13 protein-coding genes are annotated in these 16,796 nt (G+C 71.3%); 8 read left to right on the top strand and 5 right to left on the bottom strand.

The window, feature by feature from the left end:
- Nucleotides 1–77: 77 nt before the first annotated feature.
- Complete coding sequence (locus ACZ79I_RS39365; protein ID WP_471505628.1) at nt 78–311, bottom strand: hypothetical protein; 234 nt, start codon at nt 309–311, stop codon at nt 78–80.
- On the opposite strand from ACZ79I_RS39365, the gene ACZ79I_RS39360 reads away from it, so the two are divergent.
- The gene (locus ACZ79I_RS39360; protein WP_471505626.1) at nt 310–1,173 is read left to right on the top strand and encodes a hypothetical protein; all 864 of its coding nucleotides are present in this window, start codon (nt 310–312) and stop codon (nt 1,171–1,173) included. The two genes, ACZ79I_RS39365 and ACZ79I_RS39360, sit on opposite strands and share 2 nt — an antisense overlap.
- 202 nt (nt 1,174–1,375) lie before the next feature.
- Nucleotides 1,376–2,107, top strand: coding sequence for a DsbA family protein (locus tag ACZ79I_RS39355; RefSeq protein WP_471505624.1), 732 nt, complete (start codon nt 1,376–1,378; stop codon nt 2,105–2,107).
- 184 nt (nt 2,108–2,291) lie between these two features.
- Here the strand turns inward: ACZ79I_RS39355 and ACZ79I_RS39350 are convergent, their stop codons facing one another.
- Nucleotides 2,292–3,644, bottom strand: coding sequence for a YVTN family beta-propeller repeat protein (locus ACZ79I_RS39350; protein WP_471505622.1), 1,353 nt, complete (start codon nt 3,642–3,644; stop codon nt 2,292–2,294).
- A gap of 136 nt (nt 3,645–3,780) precedes the next feature.
- A protein-coding gene (locus ACZ79I_RS39345) for an IS5 family transposase (RefSeq protein WP_471504694.1) occupies nt 3,781–4,571 on the bottom strand; the annotation gives its coding sequence in 2 pieces (ribosomal slippage) (nt 3,781–4,250 and nt 4,250–4,571; 792 coding nt in all).
- Between the two features lie 880 nt (nt 4,572–5,451).
- Between ACZ79I_RS39345 and ACZ79I_RS39340 the strand changes: the two genes are divergently transcribed.
- The 4 genes from ACZ79I_RS39340 (at nt 5,452) to ACZ79I_RS39325 (ending at nt 13,184) form a co-directional block, all read left to right on the top strand.
- Nucleotides 5,452–6,696 (top strand): IS256 family transposase, encoded by a 1,245-nt coding sequence (locus ACZ79I_RS39340; protein ID WP_471496683.1) that lies wholly within the window; start codon nt 5,452–5,454, stop codon nt 6,694–6,696.
- A gap of 461 nt (nt 6,697–7,157) precedes the next feature.
- A complete protein-coding gene (locus ACZ79I_RS39335) occupies nt 7,158–10,928 on the top strand; it encodes a hypothetical protein (RefSeq protein WP_471505620.1) in 3,771 nt (1,256 codons plus the stop codon).
- A 68-nt stretch (nt 10,929–10,996) separates the two neighbouring features.
- Complete coding sequence (locus ACZ79I_RS39330) at nt 10,997–11,206, top strand: helix-turn-helix domain-containing protein (protein WP_471505618.1); 210 nt, start codon at nt 10,997–10,999, stop codon at nt 11,204–11,206.
- 619 nt (nt 11,207–11,825) lie between these two features.
- The gene (locus tag ACZ79I_RS39325; protein WP_471505616.1) at nt 11,826–13,184 is read left to right on the top strand and encodes a hypothetical protein; all 1,359 of its coding nucleotides are present in this window, start codon (nt 11,826–11,828) and stop codon (nt 13,182–13,184) included.
- A gap of 594 nt (nt 13,185–13,778) precedes the next feature.
- Here the strand turns inward: ACZ79I_RS39325 and ACZ79I_RS39320 are convergent.
- Both ACZ79I_RS39320 and ACZ79I_RS39315 read right to left on the bottom strand, forming a co-directional pair.
- Nucleotides 13,779–14,177, bottom strand: coding sequence for a PIN domain-containing protein (locus ACZ79I_RS39320; protein ID WP_471505614.1), 399 nt, complete (start codon nt 14,175–14,177; stop codon nt 13,779–13,781).
- Complete coding sequence (locus ACZ79I_RS39315) at nt 14,177–14,452, bottom strand: hypothetical protein (protein WP_471505612.1); 276 nt, start codon at nt 14,450–14,452, stop codon at nt 14,177–14,179. The genes ACZ79I_RS39320 and ACZ79I_RS39315 overlap by 1 nt, the downstream gene beginning before the upstream one ends.
- Before the next feature lie 592 nt (nt 14,453–15,044).
- Between ACZ79I_RS39315 and ACZ79I_RS39310 the strand changes: the two genes are divergently transcribed.
- On the top strand, nt 15,045–15,215 hold the full coding sequence (locus ACZ79I_RS39310; protein ID WP_471505610.1) for a hypothetical protein: 171 nt from the start codon (nt 15,045–15,047) through the stop codon (nt 15,213–15,215).
- Nucleotides 15,212–16,579 (top strand): hypothetical protein, encoded by a 1,368-nt coding sequence (locus tag ACZ79I_RS39305; RefSeq protein WP_471505608.1) that lies wholly within the window; start codon nt 15,212–15,214, stop codon nt 16,577–16,579. Before ACZ79I_RS39310 ends, ACZ79I_RS39305 begins: the two co-directional genes overlap by 4 nt.
- Nucleotides 16,580–16,796: the final 217 nt, after the last annotated feature.

The raw sequence follows: 16,796 nt of genomic DNA, 5'->3' as shown, positions 1-16,796 counted from the left end.
CCAGCCACACCCGGGGGGAGCACGCCTGCGCCCCCAGGCCGTCCCGGCCCAGGACCCCTCGTGCTTCCGGGCGTTGATCAGGCGCGCACGGGCTCGGAGTAAGTGGTCAACAACCGATCGCCGGTCAGCTTGTGGTGCGCGAGCTGATCGCGGACGGCCCGTTCGTCCGCCCAGCGGTCCGGGCTGCTGGCGAGCGCGGCCGCGTAACTCGTCACGGCTCCCTTCAGCCTCTCGAACAGGGTCGGTGTGACGACGCGCACGCCCGGCACCGCGGTAGCTTCAGCGTCGCTGACGCGGCTGGGATGCAGCATGACCGGCAAGGCCTCCACCTCCGCATTGTGGTCGTTGAGCCAGCGGACGATTGCCGCCGAGCTGGTCCATATCCTTCTTCGCGATCGTGTCGGTGGTGCACCCCGTCTTCAGCTCGCACACCGCCTGCCGTGTCACCGAGAGCGCCCACAGGTTGTCGGGGCCGTGCCGTACTGCTTCTCCGGGCGCGCCCCGGAGCTGTTCTTCGCCCACGGTGAGCACACCCCCGTCCAGCGCGCCGACACCTTCGTGGCCGCCGACTGCGCGGTCCTGGCCAACTCCCGTCCGATCTCCGAAGGCGTCGACTCCCCAGCGTGGATGCCATCGTCTTCGCCGACCCCACCCGCAGCGTCATCCGCTGCCTCCAGGCTCTTGGCCGCAGCCTTACGCCTGGACGTCTTCGGCAAGACCGCCTCACTGATCGTCCCCGGTCACGTCCCGCCCGGCGCCGACGGCGAGAACATCCTTGGCACCGCCTACGAACCGGTGCGAGCGATCGCCTGCGCGCTGGCCAGCCACGACCACCGCATCGAACGCCGCTGGCACTTCGACGTCACCGTCCGCCCCGAACGCATCGCCCGCGCCATGGACCTGGCCTGGTTCGACCCTCGCGACCCGGCCATCTCCCGCTCCCGCCGCCTCGGGCTCCACCACGTCCCGCACGGTATCCAGCAGTTCGGCCCGCCTGCAGACCGTCAGCGCTTTGCTGTTGCCCAGCTCGGTGATGATCCGTACGAACCGGGCCCGCGCGGTCGGCGATTGGCGGTACGTGGGCTGAGCTGGCTGTTTGTGCTGCGCAGCGAGCTGAGCGTGGTGCCGGATTTTGCGCAGTGTGGTTGGCGCGCCACTACGGCCAGCTCCTGAGCGGGCAGACGAGACCACTAGGCCACCCCCTCCAGCGCCCAGCCGACCAGGGCAGCCCGCTGAACAACTGGACGGGCACGATGTGCGCGCCCGCCGCGAGCACTCACGGAGAACCTGCGGTCGGGCCTGGTGAACAGGTTTTGCTGGTGCGGTTGTCGTACGGATGATCTAGTGTCGCGCTGTTCTCAAGGGAGGGGAGTGCATGGTGCGTGGGGGCCGATGGGCTGTGGTGTGCGCGGTCGCGATGCTGATGCTGGCAGGGTGCGGGCAGCGAGCGACGGAGCCCGGGCCCGCGTTCGCGAGCGCAGAGGAACTGCCGGAGGAGCTTGCTGCGGACGGCATCACCATTACGGTCGGCGATCCCGACGCGCAGGTGAAGGTGCACCTGTATGAGGATCCCCGCTGCCCGTACTGCGAGGAGTTCGAGACCACCGGCGGCGGCCCGCAACTGCGGGAGGCAGTGCTCGGCCGCCGGGCCAGAGCCGAGTACACCCTGGCCTCGTTCCTGGACGACCGGGTCGGCGGCACCGGGTCGAAGAAGGCGGTCAACGCCCTGCGCGCCGCGCTGCAGGAGGGCAAGTTCGTGGAGTACCACGAGGTGCTCTACGCCAACCAGCCCGAGGAGAGCGTCGATGGCTACACCGACGCCTACCTGCTTCAACTGGCCGGCAAGGTGGAGGGCCTGCGCAGCCCGGAGTTCGACGCGGCCGTGAGATCCATGAAGTACCGCGCCTTCGTGACCGCCTCCCAGAAGGCATACGAGAAGGCCGGGGGAGCAAAGGACCCCGAAGGCCCCGGTACACCCACCGTGGTGATCAACGACAAGCGGATCCCGCTGCGCTACAACGCCCTCGTCTTGGAGAGCGATACCTTCGCCGATCTGCTGCAGCAGATCTATGACGATCCCGGGGAGTGGGAGGACACCACTTTGTGAACCACCGTGCCAGACACCGCAAGTTCAAGCGGCTCGGAAAGGGAGTGCGGTGCCGCCGCGGACCAGACCGACACGGACACCTCGATGTCCCCACCAACCGCACCGGCTACACGCTCGGCACGATGACGTCAAAGAGGGGTCTGCGGTTCATTCGCGGGCTCTCCCCTCCTGGCGGCGAGTGCCGTCATCTGCGGTGATGTGGGGGCTGGTGGTGACGGCAGTGCTTGTTGCGGTTGATGGCGGTGGGGTCGGTGGCGGTGTGGGTGGTGGTGTCGCCGCCTCCGGTGACGGTGGCTGTGTCGGTGCCGCCGGCCGGGGCGTCGCAGGAGACGTTCACCGTCAGGATGATGGACGGATAACTGCTCGCGGGGGCAAGGACGTCACTGCGGGTACAGGTGAGGGTGGCCAGGGCGCAGTCCCATCCGGAACCGCTGATGCCGGCAGCGGTGAGTCCTGCCGGCAGGGTGTCGTGCACCGTCACCGTGGTCCCGTCAGTCGCCCCGGCCCCACCGGCGTTGCCCACCGTGATCGTGTACGTGCCCTGCTTCCCCTGGGTGAAGTTTCCCGCGTGACTCTTCCCGATCGTCAAGAACGGCAGGGCGGGCTGGCCAGCCGCGCCAGCGGTGACGCCCGTCGGGGCGCTGCCGACTGGAATAGTGGCGGTCACGGCGTTCGTGGCGGCATCAACCACTGACACTGTGTTCCCGGTGGCGTCGGCAACGTAGACCTGCTGGCCGTCAGGAGCGGCCGCCACATCGAATGGGTTGATGCCGACCGGGATGATGGCGGTGACCTTGTTGGTTGCGGTGTCCGCCGCCCACACCGTGTTCGAAGCAGCGTTGGCGACGTAGGCGTGTTTGCCGTCGGGGGTGATGGCGATCGCGTAGGGGAGGCGCCCGACGGGGATGGTGGCGGTGACCGTGTTGGTAGCGGTATCGATCACCGACACGGTATCCGATCCGGCGTTGGCGACGTAGACGTGCTTGCTGTCCGGCGTCACCGCGACATCTCTCGGGTCGTTCCCGACGGGGATGGTGGCGGTGACCGTGTTGGTCGTGGTGTCGATCACCGACACGCTGCCCGGGTAGCCGGAGTTGACGCCGTAGGCGTGCAAGCCGTCGGGGGCGACGGCGATGCCGGCATAGCCCCCAGCGGGAATGGTGGCAGTGACCGTGTTGGTCGTCGTGTCGATCACCGACACACCACTCCCGGTGGTGACATAGGCGTGCCCGCCGTCTGGGGTGATGGCAAGATCAATCGACGTGTGGCCGATGGGGATGGCGGCGGCGACCGTGTTGGCGGTGGTATCGATCACCGATACATCGTTCGAGTCCTGGTTGGTGACATAGACGTGCCCACCGTCCGGCATGACCGCGACATGGCTCGGTCGGCCACCGATGGGAATGGTGGCGATGGCCGTGTCGGTCGTCGTGTCGATCACCGACACATCGCTTGATTCTCGGTTGGCGACATAAGCGTGCTTGGGTGGGACAGCCCATGCGGGGGACGAGGCCGGCACGGTCAGTCCGGTCACCATGACCAGCCCCATCACACATGCCCGCACCCACGCCCACGGCCGGTACCCGTGCTTCTGAAACCCCACGTGGCCGGACGGCCTGGTCTGCCGCCTCCCGTATCTGCAGGTGAGCACTGACGCCTCGGTCTTAGAGGTCCTAACAAAGGCGTTGGACGTGTCGGTGGGTGATGAGGCAGGTGGCGAGGCCGAGGAAGGCTTCGTGGATGTCGTCTCGCCGTTCCCAGCGGATGCGCAGGCGGCGGAAGCCGTGGAGCCAGGAGATCGTTCGCTCGACGACCCAGCGGAAGATGCCCAGGCCGGAGCCGTGGGGCTGGCCGCGTTCGGCGATCGCTGGTCGGATGCCTCGCTGCCGCAGCAGTCGCCGGTACTTGTCGTGGTCGTAGCCGCGGTCGGCGAAGAGCATGGCCGGTCGGCGCCGTGGCCGCCCGACCGTGCCGGCCACGGGTGGGACCTTGTCCAGCAGCGGGATCAGCTGGGTGACGTCGTTGCGGTTGCCGCCGGTCAGCGATACCGCGAGCGGGATGCCCTGCCCGTCGACAAGGACGTGGTGCTTGCTGCCCGGCCGCGCTCGGTCGACCGGGCTGGGACCGCTTTTTGGCCCCGCCGGGCCGCCCGCACGTGGGAGGAGTCGATCACCGCCCGCGACCAGTCCAGTTGCTTCGCCGACCGCAGCTTCTTCAGCAGTACCAGGTGCAGCTTCTCCCACACGCCGGCCTCGTTCCAGGCGGCCAGGCGCCGCCAGCAGGTCATGCCCGAACCGAACCCCAGCTCCTGCGGCAGGTACTCCCACTGGATGCCGGTATGCAGCACGAACAGGATCCCGCACAAGGCCTGCCGGTCCGGAACTCGCGGCCGACCCGCCACCAGCTTCGGACCCGGCTCGGGCAGCAACGGCTCGATCAGCGACCACAGTTCGTCCGACACGATCCACGGCCGAGACTGACGCTTCCCCACGACCCGACCAACGAGCAGACAAGCCGACGGTCACTTGATCAAAAACTTCTGTTAGGACCTCTTACTGGGACGGTCACCGTCATACGATGCCGCGACTACCAACCCGGCCACCAGGCCGGCCCGAGCACCCCGGCGCCGCATCGGGAGCCTCATCCGCCACCTCCACGCGAGCAACCCGCCATGATGATCGAGGCGACGGTAGGACGCTTCGTCCGCATCAGCCCTGACGGCACACCACCCTGCCGCGCGGACAACCCGTTCGGTCCTTCACCCGCCTCCGCGGTGCCTCCACGGAGGCGGGTGGGACCGCATTTGCTGCGAAGACCCCGCTCAGAACCGGCCGTGCGGGCTTTCCCTGCAAGTCTTCCTGCCGCTACAGGTACGGGATGCTGCAGCCGCACGCGAGCCGCTGCTACGTGGGGAAGCAAAACGAGAAAGGACCCGGCCCCCGCCCCACCTCGTATGCGGCAGGGTGCACGCCCCCACCGCCGGCCAGCGGCCGCCCCGCCCGGTCGAAGTGCTGCTCCCGTCCGCCCCCGCCCCGGGCTGCGCCCTCGGGCGGCCCGCCGGGGGGCGACTGTCCTGTCGAAGCGGGATGTTGACCGGCTGCTTCGGGGGGCCGCCCATCGTACGGCCTTGTGCTCCCCTGAGCGGGGGAGAGGCGGGTCACGGACGCGTGGAACAGGCCCGCTGCGATCGCGTCCCGTGAAGTGGTGTAGTCGGGCAGGGTTCCGGAACGCGCGGGTGTCTGCCCGGGGGCGTGCATCCGTTGGCGGTGCATGCTCCCTGAACAAGGGCAGGCCATCGCGCAAGTCTCTCTGGTGAACGGGCAGTTCGACCGGAGGAGCACGCGATGGCCTTGTCCCAGTCTGAGCTGATGCGGCTGCTGGAGTCACTACGTCGGGCCGAGGGAGTTGAAGCAATCAGGGTGGTGTGCGAGCGCATCCTGCAGGAGCTGATCGAGGCCGAGGCCACCGAGGTGATCGGTGCCGCGCCGCGCGAGCACTCCGAGACGCGCACGACCTGGCGCAACGGACACCGGGAGAGGCTGCTGACCACGCAGGCCGGCGACCTGGACCTGAAGATTCCGAAGGTGCGCAGCGGGTCGTTCTTCCCGTCGCTGCTGGAACGCCGGCGGCGGATAGACCGGGCGTTGTTCGCCGTGGTGATGGAGGCATATGTGCACGGTGTCTCGACCCGCTCGGTCGATGACCTGGTCAAAGCCCTGGGGGCGGACAGCGGGATCTCCAAGTCCGAGGTCTCCCGCATCTGCGGCGAGCTGGACGCCGAGCTGACCGCGTTCAAGGAGCGGCCGCTGGATCACACCGTCTTCCCGTACGTCTTCCTGGACGCGACCTACTGCAAGGCGCGGGTGAATCACCGGATCGCATCGCAGGCCGTGGTGATCGCGACCGGGATCTCCGCCACGGGGCACCGGGAGATCCTCGGGCTGATGGTCGGCGACAGTGAGTCGAAGCCGTTCTGGACGAAGTTCCTGCGGTCGCTGCGGGCCCGTGGCCTGGAGAACGTCCAGCTGGTGATCTCCGACAGCCACAGCGGGCTGGTGGCCGCGATCCGCACCGTCTTCCTCGGCGCGGCCTGGCAACGGTGCCGGGTGCACTTCGTCCGGGACGTGTTCTCGGTGATCGAGAGGGGTTCTGGGGAGATGGTTGCCGCCACCATCCGCACCATCTTCGCGCAGACCACCGGCGAGCAGGTGCGCAGCCAGCTGAACGTGGTCGCCGACATGCTCGGGCGGCAGTTCCCACAGGTCAAGACGATGCTGCTGGATGCGGCGGTGGACATCACCGCATTCGCCGACTTCCCGCCGGCGCACTGGAAGAAGATATGGTCGACCAACCCGCTGGAGCGGCTGAACCGGGAGATCAAACGGCGGGCCGATGTTGTCCAGGTCTTCCCCAATCCCACCGCCCTGGACCGGCTGGCCGCCGCGGTGCTGGCCGAACTCCACGACGAGTGGCAGGTCTTCGACCGCCGCTACCTCTCCGAAGCCTCCATGGCCGAGCTCTTCACCACCAAGCCGACCGAACCCGAACCGCAGATCACCCCACAACCGGAACCGAAACAGCTGCCCTGACTACACCACCCCGTGGGACATGACCCCCGCTGCCAGGCGGCCGTTTCGGGGCGTGTGGCCGGGCTGCTGCTCGTCACCCGCCGCCCGCCTCGGCGAGGCCGTACGACGGCGTTGTCCGCCGTGTCCAGAGCTGTAGCGCCGCCCGCCCAGCGGATTTCACAAATGCACACACTTCCATGTATGTGCTCATGCGGCAGAGAGCGGCCGTACGATGCCGCCCGCCGGGCCTCGGCCGTGTCTCTGTCCGGCGGCCGTCGTGCGACGTCCGGTGTCGCGCTTCCGCTCCCTGTGGCCGTGGTGGCGAGCAGCAGCCAGCCGCGTCGTATGACCGCCTCGCCTCGCGGTGAGGACGGTGTCGGCGGCCGGCGCGTGGGGGAGTACCGGTAGGCCAGGGCCCGTTGGATATCGCAGTTCCGCGATACCGGTGCGGGGGCGGTGGACGGCGGGTCTACGGTGCGGGGGTGAGTGACGAGGTTGTGTCGCCGGCCGGCGTGAGCGTGCCCGAGGTCGACGAGATTCTTGCCGGGGCGCTGGCGGCTCAGGGCGAGCCGGGCATACGGGCGTTGGGGCTGCTGAGAGACGCGCGGCGGGTGATGGCCGGGGCGGGGATGGACCGGCCCTGGGAGGTCGCCGAGGCGTGTCTGCGGTCCGTGATGGACGCGCTGCTGAGCCTGCCCGGCGCCCCCGTCACGGTGGGACTGAAGTCGGCGGCGGAGGGCCTGTTGGCCGCCGTGGACGCCGTCCCGGCACCGCCTGGGGCCGCCGTCGCACGGACGTCCTTCGGCGCTGAGACCGCTGCGCCCGACGCACCGGCGGTCGCCGACGCCTCGGCCGGGGAGGTACTTGCGGCGTGGGAGCGGGTGGCGGCGGCGGCCGAGGTGCTGCGCACCGAGTTGGTGAAGCCGGGCCGCTACCACCAGGGCCGGGCCCGAGCGGTGATCGAGCGGCTGATGGGCGTCACGCTCGGCGCCGCGCAGGAGACGGCGCTGGAGGTGTGGGGCGCCGCGTACAGCGCGACGTCGGGCACGCTGCACGGCCGGCCCGCGGTGGAGGGGCGCGCGGTCGTCCTGTACGGCGAAGTCCTCGCGGCGGCCCGTGAGTTGCTGGTGCCGCTTCCGGACCGTGCGGCCCGCGTCCTCGAACTCGCCGCTCTCCAGAGCCCGGGCGCCGTCGAGGCCGCCGAGCTTGCGGGGTGGGCGGACCCGCGCGCCACCGACTACTTCTTCCGCTCCGCCCCGGCGACGGCGTGGCTGGGTGTCCTGCAGGAGCACGCGCCGCACCTGCTGATGCCGGACGGGGCGGTGGGCGGTCGGTGGCCGGCCGCCCCGTACCTCGAGCACGTCGCACAGGCGGACCCGGACGCCACCCGGGCGTGGCTGGCCGCGCCGGCCGACGAAGACCCCGCGGTCAGCCGGGCGCAGCGGGCCGCCGCGGCCGGCCGCCACGCCTTGGACGCGCTGCTGGGCCTCGCCGTACGCCACCAGGACGTCCTCGGCGCCGCCCAGGTGCGCGCCGTCCTTACCGACACCGGGGCGGTGCGCGCCGGCGGGGGCCCGGAGGCGGGGGCGACGCTGCGCTTGGCCGCGAGGTGGGCGCGGACGGTCCCGCGTACCGGGCGGGCGCGCGAGTGGATCCTCGTGGTGGAGGCGCTGCTGGCCGGCGCGGTCGAGGACGAGCACGCCGGCCATCTGGCGCTGCGGGCCGTCGTCGAGCGCGCGGCCGCCGCCGAGGCGCGGGCTGCCGGTGTCGAGGACGATACCGAGGGGCCGACCGTGTCCGAGGATGCCGCCGCGGCCGCGGTGGTGGACGAGGAGGAGCTGCGGGAGCTGATCGCCGAGGAAACGGCGGCGCGGCTGCCCGGTCACGAGGTGGCGGTGCTGCTGCGGGAGCTGGTGTCGACGGCGTACCCGGTCGGCCGCGGCGGGCCCGCGCACCCGAACGTGGCGATGATCCGGGCCGTGCTGGCCGGCCTGCTCTCCCGCGACGTCGCGCTGCTGCCCGCGGCCTCCCGTCCGCTCGTCTTCGGCGCCGACGTCGACCGGGTGCACGCCGGCGATTCGGCCGCGTACGGCGGGCCCCGGCTCGCGCGCACCCTGCTCGACCTCGCCGCGGCGGACGCGGACGCCGGCGTGGGCTTGGCCGCGCGCACCCGCGCCTTCGCCCGGCTGGCCGCCGTCGACGGTCGGCTGCACGACCGCCTGGTCGCCGCTCACCTCGCCGCCCGGCCGCCCGCCGGGGCCGCGGTGCTGCTGGGCGGGCTGGCCGGGCAGGAGTGGTGGGAGCAGGCCGTCACGCTCGTGGCGCGCCTGGTGGCCGCCGAGCCCGCCCCGGAATCGGCCCGCCTCGTCGCCCTCATGTTCGGCGCCTGCCCACCCGAGCGCGCCAGGCAACTGGAGACACAGGTGCGTACGGCGCTCGGCGCCCCACCACCGACCGCCCTGCTGGAGAAGGTCCTTCCCGCCGACGCCGACCAGGCCGACGGCCGCGCCGAGCCGCTCGCCTCCTGGCTGCGGGTGTGGGACTGGTCGCCGGTGCTGCCCGCGGCGGTCCTGGCCGGCTGGGAGCCGGTGCTGGACGCGGTGCGCCGCCTTCAGCCCGCCGACCCGCCCGATCCGCGCACCGCGCCCGCCCTGGAGCCGGTCAAGGTAACCACGTCCCTTAGCGCCGAAGACCTGGTGCAGATGGCCGCCGAGCACGGGCCGGTGGCGGTCTCCGCCGCGCTGGCCGCAGCACCGGACGCCGGCGACGACGGCTACGCGGTGGTTCTGCACCACCTCGTCGCCGCCGACCCGGCCGCCTGGACGGCCGACGTGCCCGCCGTTCTGGCCGCCCTTCAGCAGCCGGAGCTCGGCGCGTTCTACCTCGCCGCGGCCGCCGTCCTCGCCGACCGCCCCGGCGCCTTCCCGGGTGGCGCGCTCACGGACGCCGTCACCGCGGTGCTCGCCCTGCGCCGCGTTCTCGGCCAACCGGCCCCCGCCGCCAGCCGGACTGCGGCCGCAGGCCAGAGCGCCGGGGCGTTCTTCGCCGACCAGGCCCTGTTCGACCTGCTCACCACCATGTGGCGCACCGGCACCGACCTCGACGGCGACCAGGAGAAGGCCGTCCTGGCACACCTGCACGCTCTGGCCACCGGGCTCACCCGGCCCGCCGAGGACACGGCCCCCACCGAGGAGGCCGAGGACTGCTCCGCTTTCGCCGGCGATGCCGCCACCGAGGCCCCGGACGCTCCCGCGGACTGCGACGCCCCGGCAGAGGCTGGGGAAGAGGAGCCGGAGCTGCTGGGGTCGGATCCGGGGGTGCGGGCGCTGGGGTGCCTGCTCGAGTACGCCGTCCACCGGGCCCGCACCGCAGGCCAGATGCCCGCCGAGGTACTTCAGGCGGTGGCGGGCGCGCTCGCCGCGCGTGGAGAGGAGGAGGCGGTGGCCACTGCGATCGGGGTGCGCTTGCCGGCCCTGCACCGCTACGCCCCCGCTTTCGCCGCCGAGCACCGCGCCGCCCTGTACCGGCTCGCCCCCGGCCGGTTCTCGCCGGCCGCGTGCTGGCTGCGCTGGGGGCCGCCCAGTCCGCCGCTGCTCGCCGCCCTGGACCACGCCGACCTCCTCGGCGCCCTGCGCGACACCCCCGGCCTGGCGCCCGATGCCGCCGCCCACACGGCGGCCGCGCTCCTGGCCGACCCCGCTCTCCTGGGCGAACCCACCGCCTGGTGGACCGAGGTGGCGGACGACACCGGCGAGGGTGCCGCCGCGGTCTCCCGCCTGCTGGAGGCGATCGCCGCCCGCACACCGCACGCCAGCGCCGACGGCCCGCTCCCGTCGGCCGAGCAGGCGCGGGTGAGGGCGGCTGTGGAGCTGTGGCGGGCCGCGCTCGCGGCCCCTGGTCTGCCAGCGGGAGCGCTCGCCGGTGCGGGCGCCTTCGCGGACGCGGCCGTGGAGGAGACGGTGTGGCTTGAGCTGATGCGGGCGAGCGCCGAGCACTCCCCGGCCCTGGCCGACGCCGATCTCGTCGCCGAACGCGCCGCCGCCCACCCCGACCATGCCGACGCCCTGCTGCTGGCCGCGGCGCTGGTCACCCACGCGCCCGGGACATGGCGGGAGACGGCCGTACGACGGCACGCCCGCGCCCTGCTGGACGCCGCAACGGCCCTGCCCCCGGACGAACGCTCCTTTGGGGTGCAGGAGCTGAGGACAGCGCTGGTCAACACCGGCGACATCGACGCCGCCGCCCGCAGGTGAGCCGCCCGACACCGCGCCCGACCCGCAACGGCGTCGGCTGCGGCCGTTCACGCCTGGAGGAAGCCGACATGCTGGGAATCCGCGTCCACATAAAAGGACCGGCCAGACAGAAGATCGGCGCCGATCTGAAGAAGGCGTACGACAAGGGAGTCTCGATCCGGACCATCGCCCAGGGCTGCGGCAGGTCCTACGGCTTCGTCCACCGCCTGCTCACCGAGACTGGTACGGCCATGCGGTCGCGCGGCGGCCCGAACAGCCGTGGCCGGACAGCACGCTGACGTGTGCCAGCCGGATACGCCCCAGGCCGGCCAACGGCCGACCCTGTGTGCTGCTCATGGCCGGAACCTGATCGGGCGTGAAGCGCCCGAGGTGTACGAGCAAGCCGTTGAGGAGAACAATCTGAGCTGCCTGCACTGTCATCTCACCGCTGATCCCCAGCTGGCGCCTCGGCTCCTGGCCTGGGCTCAGACCGCCTCTCCAGAGGCAGCAGTCAGCGCCCACAAGGTTCTCGCCGACCCCGTGGCCCCTCCACCAGCGGACTCCTGGTGCCAGTCAGCGTCGATGACCTTGCGCCGCCCGATTCAGCAACTGTCTCCGAGCGGGGCGCTGTGGCTCCTGGCTGCCCGTGACAGGTTCGACGGCGGCGAAGGCTAGTACGGCCCGGCCGCGGCCGGGCCGTGCCGGACCGCGTACGCCGGCTGACGGCCTTCTCCGGCTCCGGAACCGCTCGACGCTCGCCCCGTGGACCCACGCGGTCGGCCCACGCGGTGGGCCGTGGGGTGGAAAGGTGTGGCTGGGGCGTCGTACCCGGCGGATACGGTGCCGTACATGGCTGCACACTCCCAAGGTCCGAACGGGCTGGTTCCTGTCCACGTTGCTGTGCATAACCCGGCGGAGATGGCGGAGCCGGATCCGCAGGCGGCCAGCGATGCGCACCGCCTGTTCGCGGCCTCAGCCATGTACGCGGACATCTCCTGGAGCGAGTCGGGAGCTGAGCCGCGCTGGCTCTGTATGGACACCAGCACCTGTGCCGCGGCCATCAACCCGAGCCACTTCGCCGGCCGGGGCGCGGACGAGTTCGAGCGGTTCCTGTCCGGGGCGGCCTCGCGCGGCGAGCCCGCCCTGATCATCGCCACGATGGGCAACGCGGACGATGACGGCCCCTGGAACGTCTTCAGTCGCTACAACGCCAGTGTGCACTTCCCCCAGTTCACCGGCTCGATCGCCGGGAAGCGCCTGCCCGCAGGGGCGGACATCTCTCTGGCTCCTGATCTGGACGCGGCCGACCGGGACCTGGGACTGCGACTGCGGAACCGCCCGGCCGACGCACCATGGTGGGCCATGGCCCTGCAGCCGATCGGTTTCGAAGGCCCTCGGGGGACCAGTGTCCACGAGCCCCAAGGAGAGCTGGTGCCGATCCTGGTGGACCCCCTGGACGAGCCAGTCGTTGCCCGCTGGACACCCAGTGACGGACAACAGATCTGGTACTTGATCCCTGACGCGGTCGACTGGGACACCGTGGTCGACTGGATCGTCCAGCGGGCCCTGCCTGCGCACGTACCGTCCGCGCTGCGCCGCGTCCGCTCCCCGCACAGCATCGACGCCGACCTGGAGACACCCGCAGAGACACAAGCCCGCGTCGCCCTCAAGGAACTGGAGACCCGTTACATCGAGAACAAGGCCCGCTTCCAGGCCGACCTGGAACGGGCGCGGCAGGAAGCCGAACCGGTACGGTCCGGGCTGCTGTACGGCACCGGCGACGAACTGGCCGACGCTGTCGCCGTGGTGCTGCGCGCCGCCGGCTTCACCGTCACCGATCTGGATGCGGAACTGGGCACCAAGTCGGCGGACCTGCTCGCTGTTCTGGACCAGGAGAGGTGCCTGATCGAGGTGAAATCCGCATCCGGCGCGGCATCCCACAAACTGGTCTCCTACCTTCAGAGGCACCTGGAGACCTGGCCGCAGCTACGCCCCGACCAGCCGGTCACCTGCTCCGCCTTGATCGTCAACCATCAGCACCGGCTCGACCCCGCCCAGCGTACCGACGAGGTGTATCAGAGCAAGGAGTTCGTCGACGCGCTCACCTTCCCGGTGCTCACCACCGGCCAGTTCTTCGACTGGTGGAGGAACCAGGACTGGCCGGCCGTGCGGGCCGCCGTGCTTGGGCATCCCCACCCAGGCCATGCGAGCAAGCAATCCACGGCACACGGCGCGCCGGAATCTCGCCAGCTGCGCAGGTTCTGGTTTCGTCGGTGATGCGATTCGTTCCACGGTGCACGCCCGGCCCGCTCCAGCGTGATCACGACCGTTCGCCGTTCAGTCCACGCCGTCACGCTGCTTGATGGTCTGCGGGGGGCGTCGGTGCGGTGACCTGGCCGTCGATGCTGACGGGCGGTGCTCACTCGTTGCTGGGATGAGTGACGAAGGGCCATGTCATTCTCACGCCGACCACCAGCCCTGGGGTCGCGGCCCAGATGCGGCTGAATGGCTGCACCCCGGACATGCTCGACCGCGTCATCAACGGCAGACCGCCGACCATCTGCTCCGCGAAGGATGTTCCGCCCAGATCGTCATCAATGCCCTTCGCGAAGTCGACGACTGACTCTGTGGCCCCTGGGGAAGTGGCGACACGGTCACAGGCAGAAAGCGCTCGATCGAAGCGCCTCTGCCTGGCGGCGCTGCGCGCCTGCGCCGCCAGGGCACATCCGCGCCGCCGGTACGGAGGAGCGTGCGGCTGCCGCGGTGCTGCTTCCGGCGAAAGGACGTCGCCGGGCCTTGCGGGTGTCAGGTGGGCCAGGTTCGTGACGGCGCGGGCGGGCTTGATGCAGCGAGCGTCCAGGCGCCCGGCGGTCACTGGCCGGGGTGAACGGCCTGGACGCCGGTGCCCGCGTACGCCTTCGGTGTCAGGGTGAGCAGGAACCGGCCGCTGGGGTGGGTGGCGGACGGCCTGGCGGCGTGGATGGCGTGGACGGCGGCCCAGGAGTGCCCGAAGCGCAGCAGTTCTGTGGCGGTGACCGCGGCGTCGGTGTCGAACGCCTCGATCCGGATGAACCGCAGTCCCTTGATGTAGCTGAGCAGGCCCGGCCGTTCGGCGTCACCGGCCGTCAGCGACAGCACCGGCGCATACAGATCACCGAGCCCGCCGGAGGCCTGGACGTAGAACGCGGCGACCGCCTCATTGAACGAATCCTTCGGGTCGTACAACGCCGCGGCGATCGTGTGGTCCAGGACGACCGCGATCGCCGCCACTACGCCGCCGCCCGCGGACCGGGCGAGGCGGCGCCCAAGCGCTCCAGCAGAGCCCGGGCCTTCGCCTCGGCCTCCGGGCTCGGCGCGTGACCGAGGGCGGAGGCGAGTTCGGCGCGGGCCAGCTCGGCACGCTCGGCGTACTCGGCCTGCGTCGGCGTGCTCTGCGCCAGCTCCTCGACCAGGCTGCGGATCGTCGTGCCGTGCTCGGCCGCCAGTCGCGCCAGCCGGTCCCGCGCGGCCGCGCTCACCTTGATGCTCGTCTCGTCTGCTGCCATGTCCCGACTCTACCGCGTTCCTCTACTGGTGGTAGAGGAACATATCCGGTGCACTGGTGCACCAGCGCCGCTACCTCCGGGCCGCCCCCGCGGCATGTCGTCCTGGTGCTCCTCGCGGGCCCCGCCGACAGCTCCAGCCGGCCGCGGTGCGCACCTGCAGCCCCGGCTGCGGCCACCGGTACAAGCGGGTGCACGGTCGTGCCCCCGTGCCCGTCTACGAGAACTTGCAGGCGCCGACCAGTCCGGCCACACCTGCTTCGCCAGCGCTGCCCGCCCGCCTCTGCCGGCCGACCACCCCTACCCACAGCGTCTGACGCCGGAGGATAGGCCGACCCCGGGGTTCGGGCCGCCGTGCAGCAACTCCTCACCGAGTGCCAGCACCTCGGCGTGCTGGCCAGCCACGACCACCACATGCGAGACGGCAGCAGGCCATGCCCCACTCGCCGATCCACTCCCGCAGCACGGCGAACTCCGGCGCAGCCCCGGCCGACACCCGGGGCCCCGCGAAGTTCTTCCCGCCCCCGCCCGGCCGGTGTGACCAGATAGAAGCGCCGCCCCCGCCCCGGGGAGCCGGCACGAAAGGAGTCCGACCGTGAACGGAACGCGACGGCCCGGGCCGGATGCCGCCCGCCGGGTCCTGCTGTGGCTGCTGGTGACTGCCGCCGCCGTGCTGGCCGCCCAGAACCCGCAGTGGACCAGCGCCGTCACCACGGCGACCGCCCTCTACGCCATCGCCGGCCCGGACCGCAGGAGCCGACCGTGACCCGCACCCCGCCCACCGCCGCACAGCTCGCCCTGGCCGCCGAGGTCAACCGGTTGGGACTGACCGTCACCCCCCACCAGCTCGAACGCTGGCGCGCCAAGCGCTGGCTGGCCCCCACCGACCAGTGGATGGACCCCGCAACCAGCGCGCTGCGCCCCGACATCGTCCACCGGACCGCATGGCTCGCCGCCCTCTCCAGGCCAGGCCGCGGCATCAGCTGGATCGGCTGGACGTTCTGGGCGATCGACGGCACCGAACAGACCGCCGCACTGCTGCGCCAGGCTCTGATCCGGACCATCCAACTGCCCCTGCGCCAGGCGGGTATCACCCTGACCCAGGTCCCGCAGGGCGACAGCGACACCGCCTTCGAAGCCCGCCAGGACCTCGCCGCACGTCTTCTGCAGGGGCGCCGCGCCATCGGACGGGACCTGGACGGCCTCCTGCGCGACCACGCCGCCACTGCAGGCATCGCCCTGCCCGAACCCCACACGGTGTCCAACCCCTTCAACACCATGCTGATTCGCGTCGGCGCCCGGCTGCTGACCGGCGGCATGGCCGACGTCAGCCCCGAAGAGCTCACCGATGCATGGCGCAGCGTGTGGACCGGCCCACCCGGGCAGCTCGACCGGATCACCGCCGCCCACCTCGCCGCCGACGAAGCCGGAACCGACCTGCGCGCCCTCTCCCCACTGGCGCACGGACTGCCCGGGCTGGTCCGCGCCATCGAACAAGCAGACGCACACCTGTTGTGCGAGGCGGTCCGCGCATGCGCCAAGGCATCCTCCACGCTGATGAAGCTGCTCCTGGAACACACCGACGCCGAGATGCTGACCGTGCTGATGAGCGATGTGATGTGGGACCAATGGGCCCGCGCCGCAGGCATCGCCCCCGCCAGCCGACTGGGGGGAGGCCGCGATCACCCTGAGCACCGTGCAGTACCTCCTCCTCCCCGGCTGGTCCGAAGACCTCCACCGCTACCAGGACCGCATGGACCGCCTGCTGGCCGCACCCACCACGCCGACACCGGACGGCCGCCCGGTGTCGGCGTCCTGCGCCCTCACCTCCCGGCCGCCGGCGGGCAGGGCCCGCAGCCGACCAGCAGGATGCGCCAACAACACTGCCGCCGAGGAAAGCTGGCTCGGGCACGTGGCACACGGCTTCGGCTAAGAAGAGCAACCTGGATGTCTGCGCAACGAAGGGGAACTGACATCACCACACCCGCCCGGACACCCCGCGGCACAACATTCCCAGATCTCCAGCCCGGGAGGGCACCACCCCCGAATCCGGATTCCCGGAAAGTTCTCCACGAAGGAAACACCCACCCCGACCCCCTCATGCAGCCAGCCGCCCGCGAAGCGGGCTAGGTCCGGGAGCGCAGCGGACGGACCCCCAAGGCCCTGGGAACCAGGGCCGCGTGAGCCTGCGTCAGCAGGCTCACAAGTCCCTGAAGCGCAGCGAAAGGGACCCGCGACTCGGAAGCGCAGCGCCCGAGTCGGACCTCCTCGCGCAGCGAGGAGGTGTCACTTCGTCAACCCCCGCGCAACGCGCGGGGGTTCCTTGAACCCTGCGCAGCAGGGTTAT

Source organism: Streptomyces sp. PSU-S4-23, assembly GCF_055632315.1.
The sequence above is the reverse complement of the archived record's forward strand: the minus strand, read 5'-3'. Positions and strand labels throughout refer to the sequence as shown.